This window comes from Micromonospora sp. NPDC005237 (assembly GCF_040607775.1).
Classification (GTDB): Bacteria; Actinomycetota; Actinomycetes; order Mycobacteriales; family Micromonosporaceae; genus Micromonospora.
The window spans coordinates 252,829-279,315 of sequence record NZ_JBEXHJ010000009.1; the positions used below are offsets into that span (position 1 = coordinate 252,829).

Genomic DNA, 26,487 nt, shown 5'->3' on the forward strand with positions numbered 1-26,487 from the left:
CGGTCAGACCCGCAGCAGGGTGCAGACCCAGTGCATGCCGCTGCCGGTGCTGGTCAGGGCGACCAGGTCGCCGTCGGTCAGCTCGCCGCTGTCGAGGTGGCGTTCCAGGCCGATGAGCTGGTCGGCGCAGCCGATGTGGCCGTGGGCGAGGGCCAGCTCGACGTTGGTCCGCTCCAGGTCCACGCCGAGGTCCTTGGCCAGCTCGGCGAACTGCCGGGCGTTGTCGTGGAAGTGCACGAACCGGTGGACGTCGGCCAGCGTCACGCCCGCCCGGGCGCACGCCGTCTCCACCACCTGCCGGTTGCGCTCCCGGATCGTCGCGACGAACCGGAACATCCGGCGTACGTCCCCGGCGAAGAACTCGTTGAGCCGGTCGGCCGGGTCACCGACGCGGGGGGTGCCGCCGTCCGCGGTGAACGGCTGCGCCGCGCCACCGACGGGCATGCGCATGAAGCCCGCGTACCGGCCGTCGGTGATCGTCTCGGTGGCCAGCCAACGGCACCGGTCGTGGTCGCGCACCAGCACGGCCGCCGCCGCTCCGTCGGAGAAGACGCTGGTGTTCACCTCCATCCGGTTCCAGTACGGCTCGCACACCCGGTTCGCGCCGATCAGCAGCGCCGTCCGGTACTCGGGGTGGGTGGCGAACCGCCCGGCCACCGTGTCGAACGCGGCAACCCCACCGCCGCACGCCTGGTTGAGCAGCACCGCCTCGGCCCGGTGCGCGCCGAGGCGGGCCTGGGTGTGCGCGGCCGGATCCCAGTAGAGGTATTCGGCCAGGTCGGGGATGGCCAGCACCACCAGGTCCACGTCGGCGGCGCTCAGCCCGGCCCGGTCCAGGGCTGTGCCGCCGGCCACGACCGCCAGGTCGGTCACCCCGACGCCGGGGCCGGCCCGGTGGAACGCCCGGTACTCCCAGGACCGCAACCGGTCCAGATCCTGGGTGTACGCGGCCGCGGCAGCCGCCACGTCGACCGGCTCGCCGAGGACGTGGGCCAGCGCGGCCACCCCGACGCCGACCGGCGGCCCGCTCATCGCCGTACCGCCGTGGCTGTCGGCGGTGTCGATGCGGTCGATGCCATCGCTGTCGATGCTGTCGCCGACGGCGGCACGGGGTTGTCGTCGGCCGTGTGGGCGGCGCGCAGCCGGACCCGGGGGTCGGCGGGCGCGACGCCGTCCAACTCGGACAGGAAGCGCCGAGCGGCGCCGTTGCGGCCCGTGTCGGTCCAGCGGACCAGCACCTCGCCGGCGCCGGCCGCGCCCGCCCGCCGGGTCACCTCCCGGAGCACGGCCGCCTCGACGCCCTTGCCGAGCACCGGGCAGGAGAGGGAGAAGACGTCGACGGTCCAGCGGTCGACGGTCCGGTCCAGCGCGACGAGGCCCGAGGTGCCGTAGTCGCCGAGCCGGTCGCGTACCCGGATCGCCAGCAGGTCGGCGGCCCGCTCGGCCAGCGCGGCGGCCGGTGGGGCGGGCGCCAGCGCGAAGTCGTGCGCCCGGGCGACGACCTCGGCGACCTCGGCGACGCTGTCGGCGGCCACCGGCCGGTAGTCGACGTGGACGTCCAGGCCGGCCACGAAGTCGTCCAGGGACAGCTCGGTGGGCGCGACGGCAGGCCGGGCGGTGCCGCCGGTCCACCGTCGGGCCGGGAGCCGGTCGGTCAGCCCCGCCGCCCGCAGCTCGTCCGACCAGAGCGCGGGGTCGGACCCGAGCGGGACGTGTCGCGGCGGCGCCTGCGCCGGGCCGGTGCCCGCCAGCACGAGCTGGGCCGGCGCGACGTCCAGCTCGTCGGCGATCTCGGCGAGCTGGTCGGCCAGCGGCCGCTCGTCGGTGACCCAGCCGTCCAGCACCGCCAACAGGTCGGTGGCGTCGGCGCTCGACCACCAGTCGGCGCCGGTGGCCCGCAGCGCCACGCGTACGCCGGCGGCGCGCAGCTCGCGCAGCGCCGGCAGCAGGTACGCCGCCGCGGTCAGCCCGTCGCCGTCGAGCACCAGCGCTCGGCAGCCCGCGCCGAACCCGGCGGCCACCAGCGCGGCGGCGGTGGCGCCGAGCCGCGCGAAGACCTCCTCGGTGTACGGCACCTTCGCGAAGCGGAACAGCGCCGGGTGGTACGCCCGCTCGTCACCGACGGCGCGGACCGCCTCGTCGGCGTCGACGAGCAGCACCCACGGGTCGCCGGCCAGCCGGTCGCGCAGCCGTTGCCGGACGGCGGTGGCGCTGGCGGTCACCCCGTCGGCGTGCATCGCGTCGGCCGGCCCGTACGGTCGGGAGGCGGGGACGGCCGGTAGGACGTACACCAGCAGGGCCCGGTGCCGGCGCGCGGCGGTGACTGCCGCCTCGGCCCCGGCCAGCAGCTCCGCCGCCCACGCGTCGCCGGCCGGGCCGGGGTCGCCGGCCTCCTCCAGGCGCTGCGCCACCACCAGCACGTCGGGTCGCGCCTCGGCGAGGAAGCCGTCGGTGGCGAGACACTGCTGCACGACCTGCTGGAACGGGCCGACGGCGAGCGTGGCGGGCAGACCGGTGTCGTGCAGGCCCAGACCCAGGTACGGCACCAGCGGGTCCACCGTGTAGCTGGCCAGCAGCGCGACGCGCAGCGCCGGCGTCGGCCGCTGGCGGGTGAGCGCCTGCCAGCGGGTGCGTCGGGCGAACAGGTCGGCGCTCATCGGGTCTCCGTGCCCTTGGCGCGCAGCACGGTGCGCAGCTCGCCGACGCTGCGCACGTCGCGGATCTCCTCGAAGGCGAAGGAGAGCCCGTAGACCTCCTCCAGGGTCACCACCAGTTGCAGGTGCCGCAGGCTGGTCCAGGTGCCGATGGTCTGCGGCCCGGACTCGTCGGTCACCTCGGCCGGGTCGACCTCCAGGACCCCGGCCACCACCTCGGTCAGCGTCACTTCGCCACCACCGCGCGGTCGTCGGTCAGCTCGTCGGTGCCGCTCGGCGATGGCAGCGGGGCCGGCGGGTCGGTCGGCTCGTCGTAGTCGGGCAGGTCGACCTCCATCCGGCGGATGCTCGGCGAGGCGAACCCGGCCGCCGCGACGCCGATGCCGAACAGGCCGACGATCACGAAGATCAGGCCCATCCCCGCGCCGGGTCCGCTGCCGACCAGCCACCCGAAGTACGGGACCCCGGGCCCGCCGTCGCGCATCATCGGCTCGAACCAGCGGTCCGCGGCGATACCGGCCAGGGCGGTGCCGCCGGGGTACGCGAGGTCCTCGATGAACTGGCGGGCGGCGAAGACCCGGCCCTGGTGCGACGGCTCGACCTTCTCCTGCCACACCGACTGGGCGTACCCGTCGATGAAGGGGATGGACAGGTGCAAGAAGAGCAGGGCGACCGACCAGACGACGATGCTGTCCCCGACGCCGTAGACGATCCGGCCGAGGACGCTGAAGACCAGGATGGCGATGAGCATCCGGCGGATCTTGTGGCGGGTGTTGGGCAGCAGCCCGAGCAGGAGCGCGCCGGCCACACCGCCCACCGCGCCGATGGTCTGCACCAGGCCGACCGCGTTGGTGCTGCTGTCGGTGCGGGCCAGGATCTGCGGCACCAGCAGGGCGAAGCCCACCGCGGCGAGCACGTTGATGGCGAACATGATCGCCTCCAGCCCGGTGAACGCCCGACTGGCCAGGATGTAGCGGAAGCCGTAGATCGTGTCGTACCAGAAGCCGCCCTCGTCCTGCTGCGTCGAGCGGGGCACGGGTGGGAGCTGCACCAGCAGCACCGCGCCGATCGCCACCAGGTAGGACAGCGCGTCGATGAACAGGATGACCTTGATGTCCATCAGGCCGAGCAGCGCGGCGGCGAAGCCGGGGGCGAAGATCACCGGGATGGTCCGGACCGCGAACATCATCGCGTTGGCCCTCGGGTACTGGCCCTTCTCCATCATCACCGTGATGGTCGCCTGGTACGCCGGCAGCTGGAACGCGAGGAACGCGCCGGTGACCAGGTTGACCAGGTACAGGTGCCACACCTCGACCGAGCCGCTGAGGAACAGCAGCAGCACGACGGCGGTGGTGATCGCCGAGCCGACGTCACTGAGCACGATGGTCAGTCGTCGTCCCCACCGGTCGACCAGCGCGCCGGCGATCGGGCTGAAGATCACTGTCGCGCCGAACGCGAACGCCATCAGCATGGTCAGGTCGAAGGCCCGGCCGGTGGCGTCCCACACCCAGATGCTCAGGGCGAAGTTCGTCATCCGGGTGCCGAGCGCCGACAGCAGCTGGCCGAACCAGATCGTGGTGAACCCGGCGAACCGGGACGGGCGTCGGAACGCCATGGGGTCTCCTCCTACTGCCGTGGCGGTTGCCCGTGGTTCCCGACCAGGCGCAAGAGGCTGGTCCGGATGCCGTCGAGCAGGTTCTCAGCGGTCTCCGGCCGGAAGGCCGGAGTGGCGTAGCTCAGATCGACGCGCAGTGCGGGGCCGGTGAGCGACCCCGTCACGTCGAAGGGGAAGGGCCAGTGCCCGTCGGGGTCCTCGGTCGGCCCGAACGGCGCCGTGCAGACATCGAGGAGCTGGTTGGCTGGGGCGACGTCGTCGAAGCCGAAGCCGCCCATGTAGTTGACCGCGACCGGCGGCGGCGGTGTCGCGGCCAACCGGTCCCGTACGTCGTCGTCGGGGCAGAGATGGCGCAGCAGCGAGTACCCGATGCCGTTGTCCGGGACCCGGCCGAGCTGGCGGATCACGGAGCGGACCGAGCGCGCCGCATCGGTGGTGGCGGGCAGTTCCAGCCGCAGGGGATAGAGCACCTGGAACCATCCCGTGGTGCGACTGACGTCGACGTCGTCGAAGAGCGGTTCCCGGCCGTGGCCGGTCGTGGCGACGGTGACCGCGCCCCCGGTACGCCCCGCCACGGTGGCCACCACGGCCCAGACGAGCAGGTCCCGCACGCTGGCGCGCAGCCGGCGGGCGACGGCGTGCAGTCCCCGGGTCGCCGCCTCGTCCAGCGTCACGGTGGCCAGGCCCAGGTCACCGAGGCGGAACGGCGCGGCGGTCGGCTCGTCGGCCAGCTGGGCCAGCACACCCTCGTCGGCCTGCGCCAGCCAGAACGGCAACTGCTCGCGCAGCTGCGGCGAGCCCGCGTACTCGGCCAGCCGCCGCGCCCAGGCCCGGTACGACGTGGTCTTCGCGGGCAACGCCGGCTCGACCCCGTGTTCGAGCTGGTCGCAGAGCGTTTCCAGGTCGGCCAGGAGCACGCCCCGGGAGACCGCGTCGACGACGAGGTGGTGGTTGACGAGCAGCAGCCGATCGGGCAGCTCCGGGCCGAGCCGGAAATGCGCCACCCGGGCCAGCGGGCCGGCCGTGAGGTCCAGACCGGTCTGCGCCTCGGCACAGCGGGCCTCGACGGCCGCCTCCCGCTCGTCGACGCCGAGCCCGGTCAGGTCGTGGCTGACGAACGGGACGGCGTCGGCGGGGTCGGCGTGGTGCTGACGCCAGCTCCCGTCCGGCTGGCGGGTCAGGCGCAGCCGGAGGGCGTCGTGCTGGGCCACCAGCCGGCGGACCGCCTCGCGGAGCAGGTCGGCCGGGAGCGGGCGGGCCAGCTGGAGGTAGTAGGGGTGGTTGAACAGGGCGGGCCGGCCCATGGTGGGGGCGACCAGGTCGGTGAACCAGCGCTGCGCGCCGGTCAGCGGGGCGTCGCCGTGCACCGCGCCCTGTTCGGCGTCCAGCGCCACAGTCGTCTCCCCGAGGCTGGCGGCCAGCTCGGCGACGGTGGGGTGGCGGACGAGCTGTCGCGGGGTGATGTGGATGCCGGCCGCCGCGCAGCGGGCGACGAGCTGCATCGCGAGCAGCGAGTCACCGCCGACGGCGAAGAAGTCGTCGTTGATGCCGAGCTGGTTGGTGCGCAGCAGCTCCGACCAGATCGCCACGAGCTGACGTTCCCGGTCGGTGCGCGGCGCGGCGGCGGCCCGGTCGGCCGAGCGCCGGTACCCGTCGGTGACCGCGCCGCGCAGCGCCGCCGCGTCGCTCAGCTCGGTGGCCACCTCGGCGAGCAGGCCGGCGGGAATCCGGTCGACCGGCGCGTCGGCGGCCCGGGAGACGTCCGCGTCGAGCGACCAGAGGCCACGCAGCACGTCCACGGGCCCGTTCGCGGGGTCGACGGGCAGCGCCGGGGCGTCCGGCGGCGCGGGTTCGGTGGCCGGGTGCAGGACCAGCGTGGCGGCGTCGGTGGGCGGGGTCGGGGCGTACCCGATGATCCCGGCGGTGACCAGCGCGGACAGCTCCGCGCCCTGCGGCGTGGTGGTGAGCAGCACCTCGCGCCCGGACCGGGCCTGGGCCGCGAGCAGCTGGGCCAGCTCCGCCTGCCGGTGCGCCGGCCCGGCCGGTACGACCAGCCGGCTCAGGGCCGGGTGCCGGACCGCCCGCCGCACCACCAGGGTCGCGGCGACCGCCGCCAGCTCCGGCGACCAGGCGTCGCCGGCGAACAGCTCCGGCACCCGGTAGTGTCGCGCCCACGCCTCGACCGCGACGACGTCGACGTCGGGCCAGGCCTCGGCCAGCCGCGCGGTCAGCTCCGCGAAGAACGCACTCCACGGCGACGTCCGGTACGGCGGCGACGGCGGGCACACCACGAGCGTCAGCGCCGCCGCGCTGTGCCCCCGGTGGACGTCCAGTGCCGCCAGCAGCTCGGTGTGGAAGTCGCGCAGCCCGACGATGCCCGCCCCCAGCGGACCGGGTGTCCGCCGGTCCTCCCAGCGCAGCACCAGCACGTTGTGGTCCCGTTGCCCGGTCGCCAGGCCGGCGGCCGGATCGCGCAGCAGCCGCAGCAGCGCGCCGGACGGCAGGTGTTCGAGGGCGTGCGGCAGGCCGAGCAGTCCCGTCCAGAAGCGGACGGTCGCCGCCAGCCCCGGCACCTCGACGGTGCCGCCGACGACCAGCCGGGGCGCCGGCGGCGCGAGGCGGCGGGGCGCCGACGCGCGCCGTCCCCCGCCGAGTGGGGCGTCCGGCCGACGAACCCCCTCGTCGAGCACCTTCGCGAGCCCGGTCAGCAGCCGGACCATCCGCTCCGGCCCGAACAGGTCGGCCCGGTACGCCAGGTCGGCGTGCAGGTCGTCGCCCTGCCAGGTGACGCTGAGGAAGAGGTCGAAGTCGACACCGACGCTCGGCACCTCGACCGGCGTGGCGGCCAGCCCGGCGAACTCCGGCAGCTCGTCGGCGCCGTCGAGGACGTTGAGCACGCACTGGAACAGCGGGTGGTACGCGGCCTGCCGGGGCAGCCGCAGCGCCTCCGCGATGGTCGCGAACGGCAGCCCCTGGTGCCGGTACGCCTCCCGTGCCGTCCGGTACGCCCGGGTCACGAGCTGCCGGAAGGTGGGCCGGCCGCCCACGTCCACGCGCAGCGGCAGCAGGTCGGCGAAGCAGCCGATCAGCGAGGCCAGCTCGGCGCGTTCCCGGCCGGCGGTGGGTACGCCGAGCACCAGGTCCGGTTGCCCGCTCTCGGTGTGCAGGAGGGCGGCGAAGCCGGCCAGCAGCACAGCGAACGGGGTGACCCCCTCCGCCCGGGCCAGCTCCCGCACCGCCGCACCGAGCCCGGTGCCCAACCGCTGTGCCTGATAGCCGGCGACGTCCGAGCGCTCCGCGGGGCGGGGGTGGTCGGTGGGCAGGTCCAGCAGCGGCGGCGCGTCGGCCAGCCGCTCCCGCCAGTACGCCAGGTGCGGCTCGACGGCGGTGGACGCCAACCAGTCGCGTTGGTGTCGGGCGTAGTCGGCGAACTGCACCGGCAGCGGGGGAAGCGGCCGGTCGACGCCGGTGGCGTGGTGGGCGTACCGGGCGGCGAGGTCGTCGAGCAGGATGCTCCACGAGGTGTTGTCGCAGACGATGTGGTGCATGCCGAGCAGCAGGTGCCAGCGCTGCTCGGGCAGCCGCAGCAGGCGGGCCCGCACCAGCGGGCCGGCGGCCAGGTCGTACCGGTGCGCGGCCAGCTCGGCGGCCGCCCGGCGCAGCGCCCGGGCCTGCTTCGCCGCCGGCAGCCCGGTCAGGTCCAGCGTCTCCAGCCACGGGTCGACGTGCGGGCGTACCACGGGTTCCGGTTCGCCGCCCCGGTCGGAGAAGGTCGTCCGCAGCACCTCGTGCCGGGCCAGCACGTCGTCGAACGCCCGGCGTAGCGACGTCTTGTCGAGGTCGCCGCGCAGCTCGACGGCGGCGGTGGTGTTGTGCCGGACGACGTCGTCGCCGAGCTGGTCGAGGGCCCAGAGCCGTACCTGCGCCGAGGAGGCCACCGCGGGCGTACCCGGCGGGGCGGGGGTGAGCGGGGCGAGCGCGGTGGCGTCCGGGTCGGCGTCCAGCACGGCGGCGAGCCCGGCCACGGTCGGGTTGGTGAACAGGGTGTAGAGCGACACCTCGCGACCGAACTCGGCCTGCACCTGCGACAGCAGACCGGTGGCGAGCAGCGAGTGCCCACCGAGGTGGAAGAAGTCGCTTGTCACACCGACCTGCTCGACACCGAGCGCGGCGGCCCACAGGCCGGCGAGCCGCTCCTCGGTCGGGGTGCGCGGCGCGACGATCTCGCCGTCGGCCGCCGCGACAACCGCCGGAGCCGGGCGGCTCCGGTCGGCGACCGCCGCGGCCGTGCTCAACTCCTCGACGACGTACGCGGCCCGCTCCGACCCGATCGCCGTGCGCAGCCCACTCGCCCCGGTCGCCGGCACCGGCGCGGGCGGGTCCAGCGGCCAGACGTGGGCGAGCAGCCGGCGCAGCTCGTCCCACCCGGCGGGCACGGCCAGCGCCAGCACGCCCGGGTGCGCCTCACGCAGCGCCGCGACGGCCTGCGGGTCGGTGTCGAGCACCACAGTGGTCGCCGGGTCCGCGTCGGCGAGCGCGGCGGCCGTGTACGCCCGCACCTCGTGACCGGGCAGCGCGCCGACGAGCCGGTCGACCGGCAGCCGTTCGGCGTCGACGAGCACGAGGCGGCGCGGCTGGCCGACGAGCCGCCGCAGCTCCCGCAGCACGATCGTGCCCAGCGCCGCGAAGTACTCGCCCGTGTACGGCACGTGGCCCAACTCGTCCGCGCGCTCGTCGCTCACCTCGCTCACCAGGTACGCGCCGGCATGGTCGGCTGCCCAGACCGCGTGCACCCCCGGCGTACGGGCGGCCAACGCGGCCAGCCGGTCGTCGAGGCGGCCGGACCGCTCGCCGAGCCGGTCGGCGACGCGCGGCGACGCGGGGCACACCACCAGCAGCAGCGGGGCGTCGGTCCGCCGTCGGTACGCGGCCACCGCCGCGTCGAGGTCGTCCATCGCCGCGTCGAGGGCCGCCTCCGCGCCGGTGTCGTCCTGCCTGCGCAACCAGTCCTCCCACCGCAGCAGGCAGACCGTGGCGTCGGCCGTCGGCCCGGCGAGCAGGTGGGCCACCAGCTGGCCGTAACCGGCCAGCTCCACCGACGCGGGTACGCGCAAAAAGCGCAGCCAGAACTCCACCGGATCGCGCAGCGGGTCCACGGTGAACGTGGCCGCCAGGGCGATGCGGTGGCGGCGCAGCCCGGTCACCTCCGACAGCGGCCGGTCCGGCGCGTCCGCCATGACGCGCAGCAGCTCCGGCAGCCGACCCACCGTCGCGGCGATCGTCTCGTCGAGGTACAGGTCGGCGTTGAAGTCGACCGCGCCGTCGATCCGGTCACCGTGCGCGGTCAGGCTGACGAACAGGTCGAAGTCGGTGAGGCCACTCTCGGCGGGCACCGGCCGGAAGGTGACCCCGGCGGCCTGCCGCTGCTCCACGCCGCCGTCGGTCATGGTCGCCAGCACCTGGAACAGCGGGTTCACGCTCGGATCGCGGACCGGGCGGACCTCCTCCACCACCCGCGCGTACGGGGCCTCCTGATGGGCGTACGCCTCGCTGACCGTGCGGTGCACCCGGCGGACGAGGTCGCGCACGCTCGGGTCGCCGCCGGTGTCCACCCGCAGCACCAGCATGGTGGCGAAGCAGCCGATCAGCGGCTCAAGGTCGGTGCTCGCCCGGCCGGCGGTGGGCATGCCGAGCAGCAGGTCGTCCTGGCCGGTGGCCTGTCGCAGCAGGGCGGTCAGCCCGGCGAGGACCACGGCGTTGACGGTGGCGCCCGCGCTGCGGGCCAGTCCGGCGAGGGCGGCGGCCACCTCGGCGTCGACGGTGAACGGCAGGCTCCGGCCCCGGTGGGTCTGCACCGGCGGCCGGGGGCGGTCCGGTGGCAGCGTCGAGCGGGCCGGCGCCGAGGCGAGCCGCTCCCGCCAGTGGGCCAGGTGACCGGCCAGCTCCCGCTCCGCCTCCGGCCGGCGGCGGGCGGCGACGTGCGCGACGAACCGGGTGGGCAGCGCGGGCAGCCCGGCTGGTACGCCGGCGGCGAACTCGCCGTACCAGCTCACCAACTCCTCGACGAACACGCCGGCCGACCAGGCGTCGAAGACGATGTGGTGCGCGCTCACCAGCAGCAGGTGCTCGTCGGCGGCGAGGGCGAGCAGCCGTACCGCGAGCAGCGGCCCGGTAGTGAGATCGAAGGTGACGGCCGCGTGCGCGGCCACCTCCCGGTCGACCGCCGCCTGCCGCTCCGACTCCGGCAACGCCGTCAGGTCGAGGACCGGAAGCGGCACCTCCAGGGCCTCCGACACCCGCTGGGTGACGACGCCGTCGACGCTCGCGAACACGATCCGCAGCGCGTCGTGCCGGGCCACCACCGCGTCGACCGCCCGGTGCAGCGCCGTGACGTCGAGAGGGCCCGTGATCCGCTCGGCGAAGGGCACGTTGTAGACCGGCGTGCCGGGCTCCAGCCGGTCCAGGAACCAGAGCTGCTCCTGGGTGAAGGAGAGCGGATAGCTGGCCGGTACGCCGCCCGATCGGGGCGTCGGCACGGCGGTGTCGGGTCGGCTGGCGCGGGCCTCGCTGGCAGGGCCCTGGCTGGCACGGCCCTGGCGCAGCCGCAGGGCCAGCAGCTCCCGCTGCTCGGGGGTGAGGTCGGCGAGGTCCGGGTGCAGGTCCTGGGTCATCGGGTGGCCCCTTCGACGTACGCGCGGTCGGCGGCCGGCCCGCCGCCGAGCAGGCGGGACAGCGGGGGAGGGGAGTCGTGCAGGTAGAGGTGACCCCCGGGCACGACGGTCAGCGAGAAACCGGAGTCGGTGCAGGCCGCCCAGCCGGCCACCTCGTCCGGGCTGACCAGGGGGTCGTCGGCCGCCGCCACCGCGTCCACGGGCAGCGGCAGCGGCGTCACGGTCGCCGGCCGGTACGACGCGACGACTGTCAGGTCGGCCCGCACGGTGGGCAGGATCAGCTCCAGCAGGCCGGGGTCGTCGAGCACCTCGTCCGGGATCCCGCCCAGGTCGTGCAGCCACCGGGTCAGCGCCGCGTCGTCGAGGCGGTGCGCCGCGCCCAGCGGTGCCGCGTTGCGCGGCGGACGGGCCGCCGAGACCACCAGACGCTGGGGTACGTGGTCTCCCCGCGCGACCAGGCGGGCGGCCACCTCGTACCCGATCAGGCCGCCCATGCTGTGGCCGAAGATCGCGAACGGCGCCGGCACCCGCTCGACGATCGCCTCGACCAGCGGGGGCACCAGTTCGTCCATCGTGCTCAGTGGCGGGTCGGCCAGCCGGCGCTCACGGCCGGGCAGCTGCGCGGTCCACACCTCCACGTCATCGCCGAGCAGGGTGGTCCATGGCCGGTACGCGGCAGCTCCGGCACCGGCGTACGGCAGGCACACCAGCCGCAGCCGGGCGGCCGGGCGCGGCGCGACGCAGCTCAACCAGGCTGCGGCGCCGGCCGCTCGGGTGGCGGTCGTCGGCATGGATACGGGTGGTGTCGCCATGCCCGCACACGCTAGGAACGGGCCGTGACAGCGGTCTTAGCGTCGGCTGAGGGTTCGTCGCGGTGTCCGCTGCGCGCGGCCCGAGCGAGCGGTCCGCGCTCTCGGCGAGGACGGCCTCATCCAGCTCGAGCCCGCCGAGGCGACGAGCGGTGGGGATCCTAGAGTGGCCGGCGTGCCGATGAAAACCGCTGCCCTGACGACGACGCTGACGTTTCTCTTCGTCGCTGCGGTCGCCTGTGCGCCCTCAGCCCCTTCGCCGCAGCCCACGAGCGCTGATCTGACGGGAATGTGGTGCGGCTCCTCGGGCGACCGGATTGATCTGCGCGAGGACGGGTCGGCGCGGCTGGACGCGATCTCGGACGCCTACCTCTTTCACGTCGTCAGGGATCTCCGGGTCACGTGGAGCGACGAGTACATCTGGCGCACCTACTTCGACGGCCGCCGGCCTGCTTCGGCTCAGGGCACGTGGACCTTCAGCGAATACGAGGACGAATACGACGAGGACCACGACGACGGCGACCAGTGGGTGCGACTTGACCTCGGGGAACGCAAGGCCGCGCCCACGCGTGACCAGCAATCCCCGGAGCGCTACACATTCGGCGACGGGCTGCTGGTCAGCCATGACGGCAAGGGGTTCGAGCTGTTGGCCCTCGATGGGATGCCGGACGAGGGATGGTCGAGCCGCTTCACCCCCTGCGCCGAGCGGCTTCATCGTCCGACCGGCCGCTCGGCAGTGGCTGCCGCGGTGGCTCGTCGCCCTACTGCTCGGTGGCGACCGCCGCGATGGCGTAGTGCGGCCGATGGACGCCACCGTCGGGCCGCTCCAGGCGCTCGACCTCGGTGAAGCCGGCGCGCGCCAGTCGCTCGGAGATCTCGTCGACGGGCCACCGGTAGGCGGTCATGACCTTGTGGTCGAAGGCGTCCACCTCGTCGCCCGCGAAGAGGCCCAGCACCAACCTCCCGGACGGGGCCAGGGCACGCCGGAACGTGGCGAGCACGCCGTCGAGGCGCTGCGGCGGCAGGTGGATCAGCGAGTACCAGGCCAGGATGCCGGCGACGGAGTGGTCGGCGACGTCGAGGTCGTCCAGCGACCCGAGGCGGTAGCTGCCGCCGGGATGAGTCGCCCGCGCGTGGGCGATGAACTCGGGCACCACGTCCACGCCCGTGGCGTCGACGCCCAGCGAACGAAGGTGGTCGGTGAGGTGACCCGGGCCGCAGCCCAGGTCGAGCACCGGACCGGGTCGGCCCCCCAGGTGCCGGCCGATGAGGGCGAGGTCGTCGGGGTCCACCTGCTCACGCGTGCCGAACAGTTCGATGTAGAGATCCGCGACTGCGGCGTACGCCTGCCGTACCTGTTCCGTGCCCACCGCCCGACTATAGGAGCGCCGGACCGGGTCGGCCCACCGCACGCAACCCCCCGTCCAAAAGATCGTTAATGCCCGGGGGTGTGTCCGGGATGTCGCACGCGTGGACGGGACGGCTGCTGCGGGATCCGGTGGCGGGCGCCGCCGAGGCGCTGTTCTTCTTCCTGCTGCTCTGGTTGATCTGGATGTTGGCGGCCTGGGTCACCAGCCTCTACGATCCGGCGCTGCCGTTCGTCCAGGCGCTGGTCATCGTGGGTCATGTTCGGCGCGCTGGTGCTGGCCATCGGGATGCCCCACGTGTTCGGCGGCCGAGCCGTGGTGTTCGCGGGCACCTACGTCACCAACCAGCTCGGCCGGCCGCTCGCGCTCACCCTGGCGTTGCGCCGCCAACCACGACGGTTGGTGACCACCCGCATCACGATCTGGACGGCCGTCGCCGCAGTGCCCTGGCTCGTCGGCGCCGCCGTGAGCGAGCACGCCCGGCCCGCGGTCTGGGCCGGCGCCCTGGCCATCGAGTACGTGGGGTTCGCCACCGGCTGGCCGATACCCCGGCTCGGCGCCTCCCGGGTGAACCAGTGGGTGATCAACGGGGTCCACCTGGTGGAGCGCTACCAGCAGGTGTTCCTGATCGCACTCGGCGAGGCGATCCTGGTGATCGGCCTGGCCTCCAGCGCGGACCCGTTGACCCCCGCGGCGGTCGCCGCCTTCGTCATCGCGTTCGCCGTCACCGTGCTGTTCTGGCGGATCTACTTCCACCGTGCCGGACACCTGCTCCCCCCGGCGATCCGCGACTCCCGGTCCCCGGCGCGACTCGGTGAGAGGGCGACCTACATCCACCTGGTGACGGTGGCCAGCGTGCTGATCACCGCAGTCGGATTCGAGCTGGTCATCGCCCACCCCGCCGACGAGGGCGCGTTGCCGCCGGCGGTCATCATGCTCGGTGGTCCGGCGCTGTTCCTCCTCGCGCAGGCCTGGGCGGAGTACGAGGTCTTCAGGCGGCGCCCCGTCCACCGGCTGGCCGGGGCGCTGGTGCTGGCCGCGGCAGTCCCGGTCGGCGCCCTGCTGCCGGGTTTGGCGGTCCTGGTCATGGCCGCCGTGGTGCTCGTCCTCGTCGGCGGGGCCGACACGCTGGTCAGCCACCTGAAAGATGCCGATGATCTGCCCTCACCCGCGTGACGGGAATCAGGGTCGCTCGGTAAAAGACCTGAGGGGAAACCGGGGCCGCACCCCCGGCGGCTGCCGTGGTGGAGCGTCGCCGTGCTGCTCGTCGGCATCGTCCTGCCGGCCGTCGACGTCGGCCATCAGCGGGTCAGGTCGGCATAGACCGCGATCTGCCAGGCGAGCACGGCCGTGGCGGCGACCTCAATGACAGATACGGCGACGAAGGCGACGCTCAGGGGCCCGTTCGCCCAGAAGACGATCAGAGCGGCGAGCGGCGGGACGACGAAGGTGCCAAGGTCGACGGCGAGTTGCAGATACTTCCTGGAGACGCGGCGGGCGTCCGAGCGGTGAGCCGTCTCCCAGCCGAAGGCGGCCTCACCTCCAGCGGTCAGCGCGACCAGGCGGGGGCCAAGGTCGGTGCGGACGTAGCGACCGATCGCGGAAATCTTTTCGTCGTTGATCAAATAAGTCCATCCGAGAACGACGCTTGCCACGGGCAGCAGGAGCAACAGGTTGGCGTGGCCCTTCACGGAGAGAGCGGCCGCGACAACCGCCGCCATCGAGCCGAGGGTGGCATAGATCAGATTGTCGCGGAACCCGATCCGGGTGCGCTGCTCCTGTTTCAGCTGCTCATACTCGGTGAGCAGCAAACCGCCGGTAGTGATCTCGCCGACCATGCACGTCCTCCCGGATCGACAGGTGATGCGCCCCATGATGCCCGAGGCCACCAAGGACGGGCGATCGGTGAATAAGTCGACAACCTTGGCCCGTCGGGCGGCGCAGACGAGCAGGTATCCAGCGATTACCCGGCATTGTTGTCGCCCTGTCGGTCGTGCTCCTTGGCCGAGCGTAGGTCTTCCCGTCAGTCGTCTGTCCATTGTCGGGTTTCGACACCGATGGACGGCACTTTCGCATCTTCACAGGCCGTGTTGGCGCTGCTAGGTTTGCCCAGGATCCGCCCCCGGCGCGTGTGGGGGAGCCGGGGGTTACACCCAATCGGACAAGGGCGGCTGTGCCTCACGCCGTCCGCAACATGACTCGGGGCATCGATGACTGGTCGGCAGGCGTCGATATCGGCGACGGTGTACCAGCCGACGTGGAACGAGCACCTGGCGTTGCACGTGTCCAAGCTGGTCGTGGGTTTGGCGACCAACCCGCTGAGCCGTACTGTCCAGGATGGACTTGATCGCTGGTTGGCGGCGAAGAGGTCGGCCGCCGAAGTCGGCTACCGGGTCTCCGTCCCGGGTGACGCCACGATCGACCGCCTGTGGCACCGGTGGGGCGAGGTCGCCACCGGCTGGCGGAGTGAGCAGAGAGCCTGCCTCGACCTCACCAACTGCGCATTCTCCGATGTGGCAGGTCCTGCCTTTCTCATCTCGAAAATGGTCGAGCGGCACCGCCTCGGGCTGGTTACCAGAGTCCGACTTCCCGAGCAGCCAGAGATGATCAATTTCCTCCGGGAAATCAACTTCCTGGAGGCGATGACCGTCGCCACCGAGACTCCGCTGCCTCAATTGCTGACCACGCAGAGCGTGTACCGATTGACCCGGGTCGACTCCTATCCTCACCGCCGGGCGGCGGCCAGACGCCCGACCCTGCCCTTCAACATCTTTCCCTTCAAGGTCCTGCCACTCGGGTCGAGCACTCGGCACGCACCGGCAGTGCGGTACGCGGCGGACTGGCTGTCGAAGCATGTGGTCGCGGCGCTCGATCGGGATCTGGACGGCCATGGCGCGCAGGTGGCCCGCAGGGTCATCCTGGAGACCCTGATCCGCGCGTCGATCGGCCACGAGAAGCGGACCGCGGTTGTCGCCGCGCACTACGGGATGCGACGTTCCGGTCGCGCCCACCTGCAGATCGCCTTCTGGTGGGACGGCGCCGACGATCGATCGACCCAGGTGGCAACGGCCGATCTGCTTGACCTGGTCTTCGAGGAGGCGCAGGAAACGCTCGCCACTGCGGCGCCCACGTCCACCGCGCTCCGAGACGCCTGGCAGCCGCCGAACAATCCCACCGTGCTCGCCAGCGCGGTGATCGACATTTTCGGCGGCCAGCTCGACGCCTACGGTGCCGACGTGCACCTCGCCGTGGCCCGCGACAGCAGTGACGGCAGCGACGTCTCAGCTCTGCCACCGACGATCACCTGCGATCAGTCGCACGGTGGGACAGTGCGTGGCGACCTCGTAGTCGTGACCCTTCCGCTCAGCGACTAGTTCGGCGTCTGGCCCGATGCTGGAACGTGAACAACAGACACCACCGACCACGTTCGACCTCGTTCGCTTCGGGCTGGGTCCGGGCGAGGAACCGAACGAGCAGCAGCGAGCCTTCTACGCCTACGTGGCCCGGATCGTCGCCGGCCACACGATGCGCTACGTAGGATCCGCCGCTGCCTTTCACACCATCGACACGGCGACGGCGCTCGTCGAAACCGAGTCCATCTACGAGCCGCTCTACCGGGCGTTGATGGAGCTTCCTGACCGGGCGGATATCGGGATTCTCGACCTCTCGGTAAGCACCCGAACGGTCAACACCGAGCTGTTCCTCCGCCCGGAGGCTCTGCTGCATCTCGCCTCGGCGGTCAGCGCCGCCTGCGGCAGCGAGCAATGGGCCGCCCGCACCCTGGTCATCCTGCTCCCGACCGAGCAGGCAGAGGACATCAGGCTCCGTGAACAACTGGACGCGCGCCTGGCCTCTGGTCAGATTCACCTTCTCTCCGACGGTGGCACCGCCTCCTGGCCGGGCACCGACGAGGACGACTACCGCAGTGCCCTGGCCCGTCTACAGACCGCGTCGATCGACCTGTTCGAACGCAAACTCATCACCCGGCTCGGCTGGTTTCGTCCGCACGGCCGGCAGGGCGAGCGGAAGGTGCTACGCCACTACTTCGACGCCAGCCGGGCACAGGACGAACTCGGCCACCTGCTGGACGAGGCGATCGGCGCGGACCGCCCGGACCTGATCGTCTACCACGAGTCCGTCTCGGACTGGCTCGCCAATCCCCTGAAGGGTTCCTGCATCTCCGCCGGCTCGCTGCCGATCCGATCCTTCTCCGAAGCGATGGACACGACGCCGACGGAGGGCCCTCAACCCCGGTCGGTGCTGCTGGTCGTGCCCGTCGTCAACACCGGCGTCTCGCTGACCGAGCGGGTCACCACCCTCCATGCCCGGTTGCGTCCCGAACGACTGCGGGTCCTGTCCGTCCTCTGCGTCGGAGGCCCACAGCCACGGTTCGGTCGCCGCCGGATCGAGGGAAATGACGGCACGGAGCACGAGGTTGCATACTTCCTGTCGGTTGAACAGCGCACCGAGTCGGAAGCCGAGTGCCGCCTGGCTGTGGTGGGAGAGACCAGGCGGTACGAGGAGCGGACCAACACGCTGACCACCGCCGAGTTCTGGGATCTGGTACGAACATGCGGCGTCAAGCCTGAAGATGACGTCCCGGCTCCCCGCCGTCGCGGCTACGCCGTGGTCCCTGACGTCCCACAGATCCTCGAGCAGTACGGAAACTGGCTGGCCGACAAGCTGTGGATGTTCGTGCGTCGGTCAACCAGCACCGTGGGACAGGACATCCTGTTGGTCTGCCCCGAACGCGAACAGGGTTCCCGAAAATTGTCCAACAGCCTGTCCCTGCGTTCCGGCGCTCAGGTGGTACGAATCCCGCGCGAGGATATCGAAAGGGTGGTCAAGGGCACCGCACCGGAACAGGTCTTCGATGCCAGGGCCCCTTGGTGCCAGGAACTGGATTCCGTCGCGACGAAGGAGGTGGTCCTCATCGACGAGTTCGTCGGTAGCGGCGACACGATCAGAGCGATGGAGCGCATCGCCCGGGCGAAGGGCCTGAACGTGAAGGCCGTTTGCACACTGCTCGACTTCTCGCCCGACGCGGCCGGGCAACGGCACTCGCTCTACGGCTGGAAGCCACCCGCCTCCCAGACGGACCTCCCCGCGCAGCGCCCGGATGCGGACGGGGCAGCGGTGCGCCGGCCATGACCCGACAGCCGACCGAGAACGATGTCCTCACCCTGCTCGCCCTGCTACGGGCGGCAACCTCGGACGACGTTGCGTCGATCATGTTCGACGACCTTGTCTGGTCTGTCAGTCGCCTCGACGAGAGATTCCGGTCGAAAGTTCTCGTCCACGCCGCGGCAATCATGGGCTCCCGCTGGCTCGAGGCGGACCGCATGCGGGACATTTACGAACAGCTTGACAGGTGGCAGGTTGCGCGCAGCGTCGATTTTGCGCTCGTGACGGTGAAGGAGCGCGAGTTCGACGCCGCGAAGGCCGCGCTGGGCGTCGACCTTCGACGTGAGCCCGACTACTCGGTCCGCGGCGCATACTTCTTCGACGTCGAAGTGGCGCGCGACGGCCAGCCGCCGTTGAAGGGGATCATCACCAAGTGCGGGACCGCCGGCAACAGTCGGATGGCGGCCTTCCTGCACACCGTGTTCTCCGCGTACGACGTCCGGCTGTGCTGCCTGGTCGGCATGGCGGCCGGTCACAAGAAGCAGGTCCAGGTGGGCGACGTCGTGTTCGGTGACAAGGTGATCGATACCGGTGGTGGGATCTCGACGGCCCGTGGCTACGTGCCCGACCCGACCCCACTGAATCCGGATCTCCGGATCGCGCGGGAGATGACCTCGTTTCGGCCGGAGCGGCTGGATTGGCACGAACTGATTGCCAAGCAGATCGCCGCCGCGACCGCCGACCTGGACGATCTGCAGGTCCCCGAACTCTTCGACCCGGCGACCTACCGTCCACGGCTCATCCCGAAGACGATCCTCGCGAAGGACGAGTTGATAGAGGACGGGAAGGTAGGGCGGCGGGCACGGCGGTTCGGCCCGGAGCGCCGCACCGGCGCCTTGGAGATGGAGGGCGCCGGATTCGCGGTGGCCTGCGTCGAGGAAGGTGTGCCCTGGATGGTGATGCGCGGGATCGCCGACCTGGGTGAGCCCGATCGCGTGAAGGATTGGCAGTTCGTCAGCACCGTCGCGGCGGCCACCGCGGTGCGGCTCTGGTTGAAGTCCTGCCGGTTCATGCAGGACCGGGCCTAGTACGGCGGGAAAACCGTAATCTGATCTTGCCCCCGAGAGTCGCCTTGAGCTGCGGAGATAACGCTCTCACGGATGATGCGAGAACCCTTGACGGACCGGGTATCGAGCGGCAACGATGCATGCACACCACCACCCGGCGTGATCGGCGCACGTCGTCCCGCACCCGCGAAAGGACCTACCCGTGCGCAGATCCCTGAGAGCGTGGTTCGGCGCTGCGCTGAGCGCGATCCTCGTCCTGGGCGGCGTCGTCGCCACGCCGCCCGCGGCCAGCGCCGCGCCGTTCACCGTGCTGGTCTTCAGCAAGACCGCCGGATTCCGACACGGATCCATCACCCCCGGCATCACCGCGATCCAGCAGCTCGGCGCCGCCAACGGGTTCACCGTCGAGGCCACCGAGGACGCGGCCCAGTTCACCGACGCCAACCTGGACCGGTTCGCGGCGGTGATCTGGCTGTCCACCACCGGCGACGTGCTCAACGCCGCACAGCAGGCGGCGTTCGAGCGCTACATCACCGGCGGCGGCGGGTACGTGGGCGTGCACTCCGCCTCCGACACCGAATACGACTGGCCCTGGTACGGCGGGCTCGTCGGCGCGTACTTCGCCTCGCACCCGGCCGAGCAGACCGCCACCGTGAAGGTCGCCGACCAGGTGCACCCGTCGACCAGGGCGCTGCCGCAGCGGTGGAGCCGGTTCGACGAGCTCTACAACTACCGCGCCAACCCCCGGGGCAACGTGCACGTGCTGGCCACCCTGGACGAGAGCACCTACACCGGCGGCAGCATGGGGTACGACCACCCGATCTCCTGGTGCCAGAACTACTCCGGAGGGCGGGCCTGGTACACGGGCCTCGGCCACACCGACGCCTCGTACACCGACACGGCCTTCCGCCAGCACCTGCTCGGCGGCATCCAGACCGCGGCCGGGGCGGTCACCGCCGACTGCGGCCCGACCGTGACCACCAACTTCCAGCAGGTGGAGCTGGCCAAGGGCGCGGCCGAGACCGGCGAGCCGATGAGTCTCACCGTTCTGCCCGACCGGGGGGTGCTGCACACCTCCCGCGACGGCGTGATCCGGCACACCGACGCCGCCGGCAACACCAAGATCGCGGGCACCCTGGCCGTCTACAGCGGCGACGAGGAGGGCCTGCAGGGCATCAAGGCCGACCCCAACTTCGCCACCAACCGCTGGGTGTACGCCTACTACGCGCCCCCGTTGAGCACACCCGGCGGTGGCGCCCCGGCCACCGGCACGCCTGCCGACTTCGCCGTCTGGGACGGCGTCAACCGGTTGTCCCGCTTCACCGTGAACGCGGACAACACCATCAACCTGGCCAGCGAGACGCTGATCCTGAACGTGCCCACCAGCCGGGGCATGTGCTGCCACGTCGGCGGCGACATGGACTTCGACGCGGCCGGCAACCTGTACCTGTCCACCGGCGACGACACGAACCCGTTCGACTCGGCCGGGTTCACCCCGATCGACGAGCGGGCCGGCCGTAACCCGGCCTTCGACGCCCAGCGCACCGCGGCGAACAGCAACGACCTGCGCGGCAAGGTGCTGCGCATCAAGCCGGGCGCGGCGGGCGGTTACACCATCCCGGCCGGCAACATGTTCGCGCCCGGCACCGCGCGGACGCGCCCGGAGATCTATGCGATGGGGTTCCGCAACCCGTTCCGGATGAGCGTGGACAAGGCCACCGGCATCGTCTACCTCGGCGACTACGGCCCCGACGCGGGCACCGCAGACCCGAACCGGGGGCCGGCGGGCAATGTGGAGTTCGCCCGGATCGACCGGCCCGGCTTCTACGGCTGGCCGTACTGCACCGCCCGCAACGACGCCTACAACGACTACACGTTCCCGTCCGGGCCGTCCGGGCCGAAGTTCGACTGCGCGGGCGGGCCGGTCAACAACTCGCCCAACAACACCGGCATCACCCAGCTGCCGCCGGCCGTCCCGGCCTGGCTGCCGTACGGCGGTTCCGGCTCCCCGCCGGAGTTCACCGGCGGTGGGCTGTCGCCGATGGCCGGCCCGGTCTACCGGTACGACCCGAACAACACCTCCGCCGTGGCGTTCCCGCAGTACTACGACGGCACCTTCTTCGCCGGTGAGTTCGGCCGCCGCTGGATCAAGAACGTCAAGCTCGACGCGGCCGGCCAGCCCTTGAAGATCAACCCGTTCCCGTGGACCGGGACGCAGGTCATGGACATGGAGTTCGGCCCGGACGGCGCGCTCTACGTCCTCGACTACGGCACCGGTTGGTTCAACGGCGACGCCAACTCGGCGCTCTACCGCATCGAGTACGCCCGCGAGGGCAGAGCGCCCGTCGCGAAGGTCACCGCCACCCCGACCAGCGGCACCGCGCCGCTGACCGTGGCCTTCTCCTCGGCCGGCACCCTCGACCCGGACGGCGACCCGTTCACCTACGCCTGGGACTTCGACAACAACGGCACCACCGACTCGACCGCGCCGAACCCGAGCTTCACGTACACGACCAACGGGACCCGCAGTCCGACCCTGACGGTCCGGGACACCACCGGCAAGACCGCCACCGCGAGCGTGGTCGTCACCGTCGGCAACAGCGCCCCGGTCGTCACCGTGAACACCCCGTTGAACGGGCAGACCTTCGCCTTCGGGGACGCGGTGCCGTTCAGCGTCACCGTCACCGACGCCCAGGACGGCGCGATCAACTGCGCCCGGGTCAAGGTGAACTACGTCCTCGGCCACGACTCGCACGGCCACCAGCTCGGCAGCGTGCAGGGCTGCACCGGGGTCATCCAGACCTCGGCCGACGGCGAGCACGACACGGCGGCGAACATCTTCGGCATCATCGACGCCGAGTACACCGATCTGGGCGGGGGCGGCCAACCGGCGCTGACCACGCACACCCAGGCCGTGCTGCAACCGCGCGTGCGCCAGGCCGAGCACTTCGGCGACTCCTCGGGTGTCCAGATCGTCGCCGGGGCGGCCGGGCACGGCGGCGCCGCGGTCGGCTACATCGACAACAACGACTGGATCTCGTTCCGCCCCTACAACCTGACCGGCATCCAGTCGTTCAGCGCACGGGTCGGCGCCCCGGCCGGCGGCGGCGGGACGCTGGAACTGCGCGTCGACTCGCCCACCGGACCGCTGGTCGGCTCGGCCACCGTCACGCCCACCGGCGGGTACGCCAATTTCGCCACGGTCACCGGTGGGGTCACCGCCCCGACCGGCACCCGCACCCTGTTCCTGGTCTTCAAGGGCACCGGCCCGTGGTTCGACATCGACGAGTTCACCCTCTCCACCAGCCCCGGCGGTCCCGGGCCGGACCCGGATCCGGAGCCGACCGGTAACCTGGCCCGGGGCAAGCCGGCGCGGGCGTCCAGCGTCGAGGGCGCGTACGTCGCGGCCAACGCGTTCGACGGCGTGGCCGGCACCCGCTGGGGCAGCGCCTTCGGCGACCCACAGTGGATCGACGTGGACCTGGGCGCCACGTACGCCCTCAGCCGGGTCAAGCTGACCTGGGAGGCGGCGTACGGCAGCGGGTACCAGATCCAGACCTCGCCGGACGGGGTCACCTTCACCACGGTCCGGACGGTGACCGGCGGCGACGGCGGCGTGGACGACCTGACCGGGCTCACCGGCTCCGGCAGGTACGTCCGGCTCCTCGGCACCGCCCGCGGCACGGCCTGGGGCTACTCGCTCTACGAGTTCGAGGTGTACGGCGCCACCGGCGGCCCGACCGGCGGCAACCTGTTGTTGAACAAGCCGACGTCGACGTCCAGCACCGAGGGGGCCGACGTGACCGGCGCCCAGGCGGTCGACGGCAGCCTCACCACCCGCTGGTCGAGCGCGTTCTCGGACCCGCAGTGGATCCGCGTCGACCTCGGCGCCCCGACCGCCATCGGGCGGGTCAAGCTGAGCTGGGAGGCGGCGTACAGCAGCGCGTACCAGATCCAGACCTCGAACGACGGCACCACCTGGACCACCGTGAAGACGGTGACCGGCGCCGACGGCGGCGTGGACGAGCACAGCGGCCTCGGCGCCAACGGCCGCTACCTGCGCATCTACGGCACCGCCCGGGGGACCGGGTACGGCCACTCGCTCTGGGAGGTGGAGGCGTACACGAGCTGAACCACCACGACGGCGTGACCGGCACGGCGTCCGTGCCGGTCACGCCCCGTCGTTCAGCTACCGGGGCGTCGGTGACACGCCCCTGACGAAGGGCCACGGGTACGCCCCGAACAGGTCGGTGCACGCGTTGAGCAGACCCTGCCGGGCGTCGGCCACGCGCTGGTTGGCCGGCCCCTTGTCGACGGCAGGGTCGTCCGCCACCCACAGGTCGCCGGCTTCCTTGGCGGCTGGTCCCAGCTTCTTCCCGGCCTCGCGGACACCGGGGTCGGTCGACCCGATGGCGAGCATCGCGGTGCTCATGTCCTCGACGGGTGGGTTGTTCTTCTCGATGCTGAAGGCCACGCGACTGCACGCGGAGGCCGCGGACTTGTCCGAGGGCGCGGTGGAGCGGGGAGCGGGGTCGGGCGTATCGGCGGGCGAGCAGCCCGCCAGCAGGAGGGAGGCGACGACGAGGGTACGGATCACCGCGGGATCTTAGCGATCTTGCGGCAGCTGCCACGAGTGGATTCAGTCGTCGGCGACGGCCACCGGCTCGGTGCCGATGCAGCGGACCTTTAGCTCGTGCCGACCGGCCGAGCCCTCGAAGGTGACCTCGACGTCGTCGTCCGGACCCCGGTCCACCTCGTGCACCCGGTAGCCCTGCGCCGGCGCCCACGACACGAGGCGTACCCCATCGGGGCCGCACTCGGCCACGGCCGTGCCACCGTCGGTGGCGAAGCTGCGGCGGACCCCGGCGCTGGCGGACGGCGCGGGCGTCGTCGGCCCGCCCGCTGTCGCGCCGACGGTGCCACCCGGCGCGGGCTCGGGCGAGGCGAGCGCCCGCTCGATCTCCGCCTCGCTGCGCACCCCGCCCGGCGTACCGGTCAGGCTCTCACCCACCAGCCGGATCGCGCCCAACCCGATCAGGGTCGCCACGGCGACCGTGGCCACCCATCCGGCGGCGACGAGGACGGAACGACGGCTCATGCCACCGACTATCCCCGATCGGAGGTTGTCGTCGGCACATCCGGAGGCTAAGGCACGGTTAACGCGCGTCTCGCCGGCAGCGGCAGCGGCTAGCCTGCCTGCTGTGGCCCGCCTGCTGCTCATCGAGGACGACCTGACGATCCGTACGCCGCTGATCCGGGCGTTGCGGGAACGCGGCCACGCGGTGGCCGCGGCCTCGACCGCGATGGCCGGGCTGCGCGACGCGCTGGAGGACCGACCGGACCTGGTCGTCCTCGACCTGGGTCTGCCCGACCTGGACGGACGCGAGCTGCTGCGGATGCTGCGCGCGGTCAGCTCGGTGCCGGTCATCGTCGCCACCGCCCGCGACGACGAGACCGAGATCGTCCGGGTCCTCGACGCGGGCGCCGACGACTACGTGGTCAAGCCGTTCACCGCCGCGCAGCTCGACGCCCGCGCCCGAGCGGTGCTGCGGCGGGGCCCGGCCAGCGCCGACGCGCAGGAGGTGTCCCTCGTGGTGGGCGGGCTGCGCGTCGATCCCCGGTCCCGGCAGGTCACCCTGGACGGCACGCTGGTGGAGCTGACGCCGCGCGAGTTCGACCTGCTGCACCACCTGGCCGGCCGGCCCGGACAGGTGGTCACCAAACGCGAGCTGCTCACCGAGGTCTGGCAGATCCCGTACGGCGGCGCGGACAAGACGGTCGACGTGCACCTGTCCTGGCTGCGCCGCAAGCTGGGGGAGAGCGCCCAGCAGCCCCGCTACCTGCACACCGTGCGCGGCGTCGGGGTACGACTGGAGGCGCCGTGAGGGCACGGCTCGCGCTGCTGGTCGCTGCGGTCAGCGTGCTCACGCTCGTCGCCTTCCTGGTGCCGCTGGCGCTGCTCGTCCGCACCGTCGCCCAGGACCGGGCCACCGTCCGGGCCACCGCCGACGCGCAGAGCCTCGTGCCGGTGGTCGGCACCGCCGACGCGCCGACCATCCGGCTCACCGTCGAGCAGCTCGCCGCGGAGTCCGGTCGACAGGTGAGCGTCTTCCTGCCCGACGGCACGGTGCTCGGCGCCCAGGCGCCCCGTACGCCAGCGGTGGCCCTGGCCGCGCGTGGCCAGAGCCTCACCGGGGAGTCGGCGGCCGGCCGGGAGGTGGTCATCGCCGTGCAGGGCCGGGCGGACGGCACCGGCGTGATCCGGATCGTGGTGCCGCGGCAGGAGCTGACCGCCGGGGTGACCCGGGCCTGGCTGGTGCTGGCGCTGCTGGGTGTGGTGCTGGTGCTGATCGGGTTGGCGGTCGCCGACCGGCTGGCGCGCACGCTGGTGCGGCCGATCAGCGAACTCTCCGTCGTGTCGCATCGGCTGGCGAACGCCGAACTGGACGCCCGGGTCACGCCCGCCGGCCCGGCGGAGCTGCGCGAGGTGGCCGGTGCTCTCAACCACCTGGCCGGCCGGATCCAGGTTCTCCTGCTGCAGGAGCGCGAGCAGGTCGCCGACCTGTCGCACCGACTGCGGACGCCATTGACGGCGCTGCGGCTGGAGGCGGAGTCGCTGCGCGACCCGGACGACGCGGCCCGGATCGCCACCGCCGCCGACGGGCTCGAACGGGCGGTCACCGGTCTGATCCAGCAGGCCCGCTGGCGTCGCGCGCCGACGCCGGGGACGGCCGCGTCGGATGCCGCCGCGATCGTCGCGGACCGGGTGGCGTTCTGGTCGGTGCTGGCCGAGGACACCGGTCGGGCCGTGCACCTCGACCTGGCCCCCGGCCCGCTCACCGTCGGGGTGCCCGCCGACGACCTGACGGCCGCCGTGGACGCCCTGCTCGGCAACGTCTTCGCGCACACCCCCGACGGCACACCGTTCACCGTCCGGCTCGCGCGCGACGACGGGGAGGTGCTGCTCACCGTCGCCGACGAGGGACCGGGCATGCCGGCGGGGGCGGTCCGACGGGGTGCCAGCGCCGCCGGGTCGACCGGACTCGGCCTGGACATCGCCCGCCGCGCCGCGCAGGCCGGCGGCGGTCGGCTGGAGCTGCGGTCCGGTCCGCAGGGCGGGGCGCAGGTGCTGCTCCGGCTCGGTCCGTCGACGTCGCGGCGAGAGGCATAGCCGCTGCGG

Annotated in this window: 18 protein-coding genes; 8 read left to right on the forward strand and 10 right to left on the reverse strand. The window is 72.5% G+C overall.

All coding sequences use genetic code 11. The features are described from left to right. Positions 1-3 precede the first annotated feature (3 nt). Genes ABZT87_RS25185 through ABZT87_RS25210 form a run of 6 tightly spaced genes read right to left on the reverse strand, consistent with a single transcriptional unit; the run spans position 4 to position 11,752 of the window. The gene (locus tag ABZT87_RS25185) at positions 4-1,032 is read right to left on the reverse strand and encodes a 3-oxoacyl-[acyl-carrier-protein] synthase III C-terminal domain-containing protein (protein ID WP_355138544.1); all 1,029 of its coding nucleotides are present in this window, start codon (positions 1,030-1,032) and stop codon (positions 4-6) included. Continuing rightward, positions 1,029-2,657 carry a hypothetical protein gene (locus ABZT87_RS25190; RefSeq protein WP_355138546.1) on the reverse strand — a complete coding sequence of 543 codons (1,629 nt, stop codon included), beginning with the start codon at positions 2,655-2,657 and terminating at the stop codon, positions 1,029-1,031. The genes ABZT87_RS25185 and ABZT87_RS25190 overlap by 4 nt, the downstream gene beginning before the upstream one ends. Next, the gene (locus tag ABZT87_RS25195) at positions 2,654-2,884 is read right to left on the reverse strand and encodes an acyl carrier protein (protein WP_234591281.1); all 231 of its coding nucleotides are present in this window, start codon (positions 2,882-2,884) and stop codon (positions 2,654-2,656) included. Before ABZT87_RS25195 ends, ABZT87_RS25190 begins: the two co-directional genes overlap by 4 nt. Beyond that, positions 2,881-4,269, reverse strand: a complete 1,389-nt coding sequence (locus ABZT87_RS25200; RefSeq protein WP_355138548.1) for an MFS transporter — start codon at positions 4,267-4,269, stop codon at positions 2,881-2,883. The genes ABZT87_RS25195 and ABZT87_RS25200 overlap by 4 nt, the downstream gene beginning before the upstream one ends. Before the next feature lie 11 nt (positions 4,270-4,280). Continuing rightward, entirely contained in the window at positions 4,281-10,940 is a 6,660-nt protein-coding gene (locus ABZT87_RS25205; RefSeq protein ID WP_355138550.1) for a condensation domain-containing protein, read from the reverse strand. Beyond that, the gene (locus ABZT87_RS25210; protein WP_355138552.1) at positions 10,937-11,752 is read right to left on the reverse strand and encodes an alpha/beta fold hydrolase; all 816 of its coding nucleotides are present in this window, start codon (positions 11,750-11,752) and stop codon (positions 10,937-10,939) included. Before ABZT87_RS25210 ends, ABZT87_RS25205 begins: the two co-directional genes overlap by 4 nt. Before the next feature lie 172 nt (positions 11,753-11,924). Between ABZT87_RS25210 and ABZT87_RS25215 the strand changes: the two genes are divergently transcribed. Next, positions 11,925-12,596, forward strand: coding sequence for a hypothetical protein (locus tag ABZT87_RS25215; RefSeq protein ID WP_355138554.1), 672 nt, complete (start codon positions 11,925-11,927; stop codon positions 12,594-12,596). On the opposite strand, the gene ABZT87_RS25220 is transcribed toward ABZT87_RS25215, so the two are convergent. Continuing rightward, positions 12,511-13,119 carry a class I SAM-dependent methyltransferase gene (locus tag ABZT87_RS25220; protein WP_355138556.1) on the reverse strand — a complete coding sequence of 203 codons (609 nt, stop codon included), beginning with the start codon at positions 13,117-13,119 and terminating at the stop codon, positions 12,511-12,513. The two genes, ABZT87_RS25215 and ABZT87_RS25220, sit on opposite strands and share 86 nt — an antisense overlap. A 255-nt stretch (positions 13,120-13,374) precedes the next feature. On the opposite strand from ABZT87_RS25220, the gene ABZT87_RS25225 reads away from it, so the two are divergent. Beyond that, positions 13,375-14,292: a low temperature requirement protein A gene (locus tag ABZT87_RS25225; RefSeq protein WP_355138558.1), complete on the forward strand. Its 918-nt coding sequence runs from the start codon at positions 13,375-13,377 to the stop codon at positions 14,290-14,292. A gap of 125 nt (positions 14,293-14,417) precedes the next feature. Here ABZT87_RS25225 and ABZT87_RS25230 read toward each other — a convergent pair whose 3' ends face one another. Continuing rightward, positions 14,418-14,954, reverse strand: a complete 537-nt coding sequence (locus ABZT87_RS25230; RefSeq protein ID WP_355138560.1) for a hypothetical protein — start codon at positions 14,952-14,954, stop codon at positions 14,418-14,420. 372 nt (positions 14,955-15,326) lie between these two features. Here ABZT87_RS25230 and ABZT87_RS25235 point away from each other — a divergent pair, with 372 nt between their 5' ends. From ABZT87_RS25235 to ABZT87_RS25250, 4 genes are all read left to right on the forward strand, one after another. Next, positions 15,327-16,490, forward strand: coding sequence for a hypothetical protein (locus ABZT87_RS25235; protein WP_355138562.1), 1,164 nt, complete (start codon positions 15,327-15,329; stop codon positions 16,488-16,490). 16 nt (positions 16,491-16,506) lie between these two features. Beyond that, entirely contained in the window at positions 16,507-18,267 is a 1,761-nt protein-coding gene (locus tag ABZT87_RS25240) for a phosphoribosyltransferase (protein WP_354855720.1), read from the forward strand. Next, complete coding sequence (locus ABZT87_RS25245; RefSeq protein WP_355138564.1) at positions 18,264-19,328, forward strand: hypothetical protein; 1,065 nt, start codon at positions 18,264-18,266, stop codon at positions 19,326-19,328. Before ABZT87_RS25240 ends, ABZT87_RS25245 begins: the two co-directional genes overlap by 4 nt. 181 nt (positions 19,329-19,509) lie before the next feature. Then, the gene (locus ABZT87_RS25250) at positions 19,510-23,439 is read left to right on the forward strand and encodes a ThuA domain-containing protein (protein WP_355138566.1); all 3,930 of its coding nucleotides are present in this window, start codon (positions 19,510-19,512) and stop codon (positions 23,437-23,439) included. A 57-nt stretch (positions 23,440-23,496) separates the two neighbouring features. Here ABZT87_RS25250 and ABZT87_RS25255 read toward each other — a convergent pair whose 3' ends face one another. Together ABZT87_RS25255 and ABZT87_RS25260 are read right to left on the reverse strand one after the other, a co-directional pair. Beyond that, positions 23,497-23,904, reverse strand: a complete 408-nt coding sequence (locus ABZT87_RS25255; protein ID WP_355138568.1) for a hypothetical protein — start codon at positions 23,902-23,904, stop codon at positions 23,497-23,499. A 42-nt stretch (positions 23,905-23,946) separates the two neighbouring features. Then, positions 23,947-24,405, reverse strand: coding sequence for a septum formation initiator (locus tag ABZT87_RS25260; RefSeq protein WP_355138570.1), 459 nt, complete (start codon positions 24,403-24,405; stop codon positions 23,947-23,949). A gap of 103 nt (positions 24,406-24,508) precedes the next feature. Here ABZT87_RS25260 and ABZT87_RS25265 point away from each other — a divergent pair, with 103 nt between their 5' ends. After that, positions 24,509-25,192 (forward strand): response regulator transcription factor, encoded by a 684-nt coding sequence (locus ABZT87_RS25265; RefSeq protein WP_355138572.1) that lies wholly within the window; start codon positions 24,509-24,511, stop codon positions 25,190-25,192. Further along, complete coding sequence (locus tag ABZT87_RS25270) at positions 25,189-26,478, forward strand: HAMP domain-containing sensor histidine kinase (RefSeq protein ID WP_355138574.1); 1,290 nt, start codon at positions 25,189-25,191, stop codon at positions 26,476-26,478. The genes ABZT87_RS25265 and ABZT87_RS25270 overlap by 4 nt, the downstream gene beginning before the upstream one ends. Positions 26,479-26,487 lie beyond the last annotated feature (9 nt).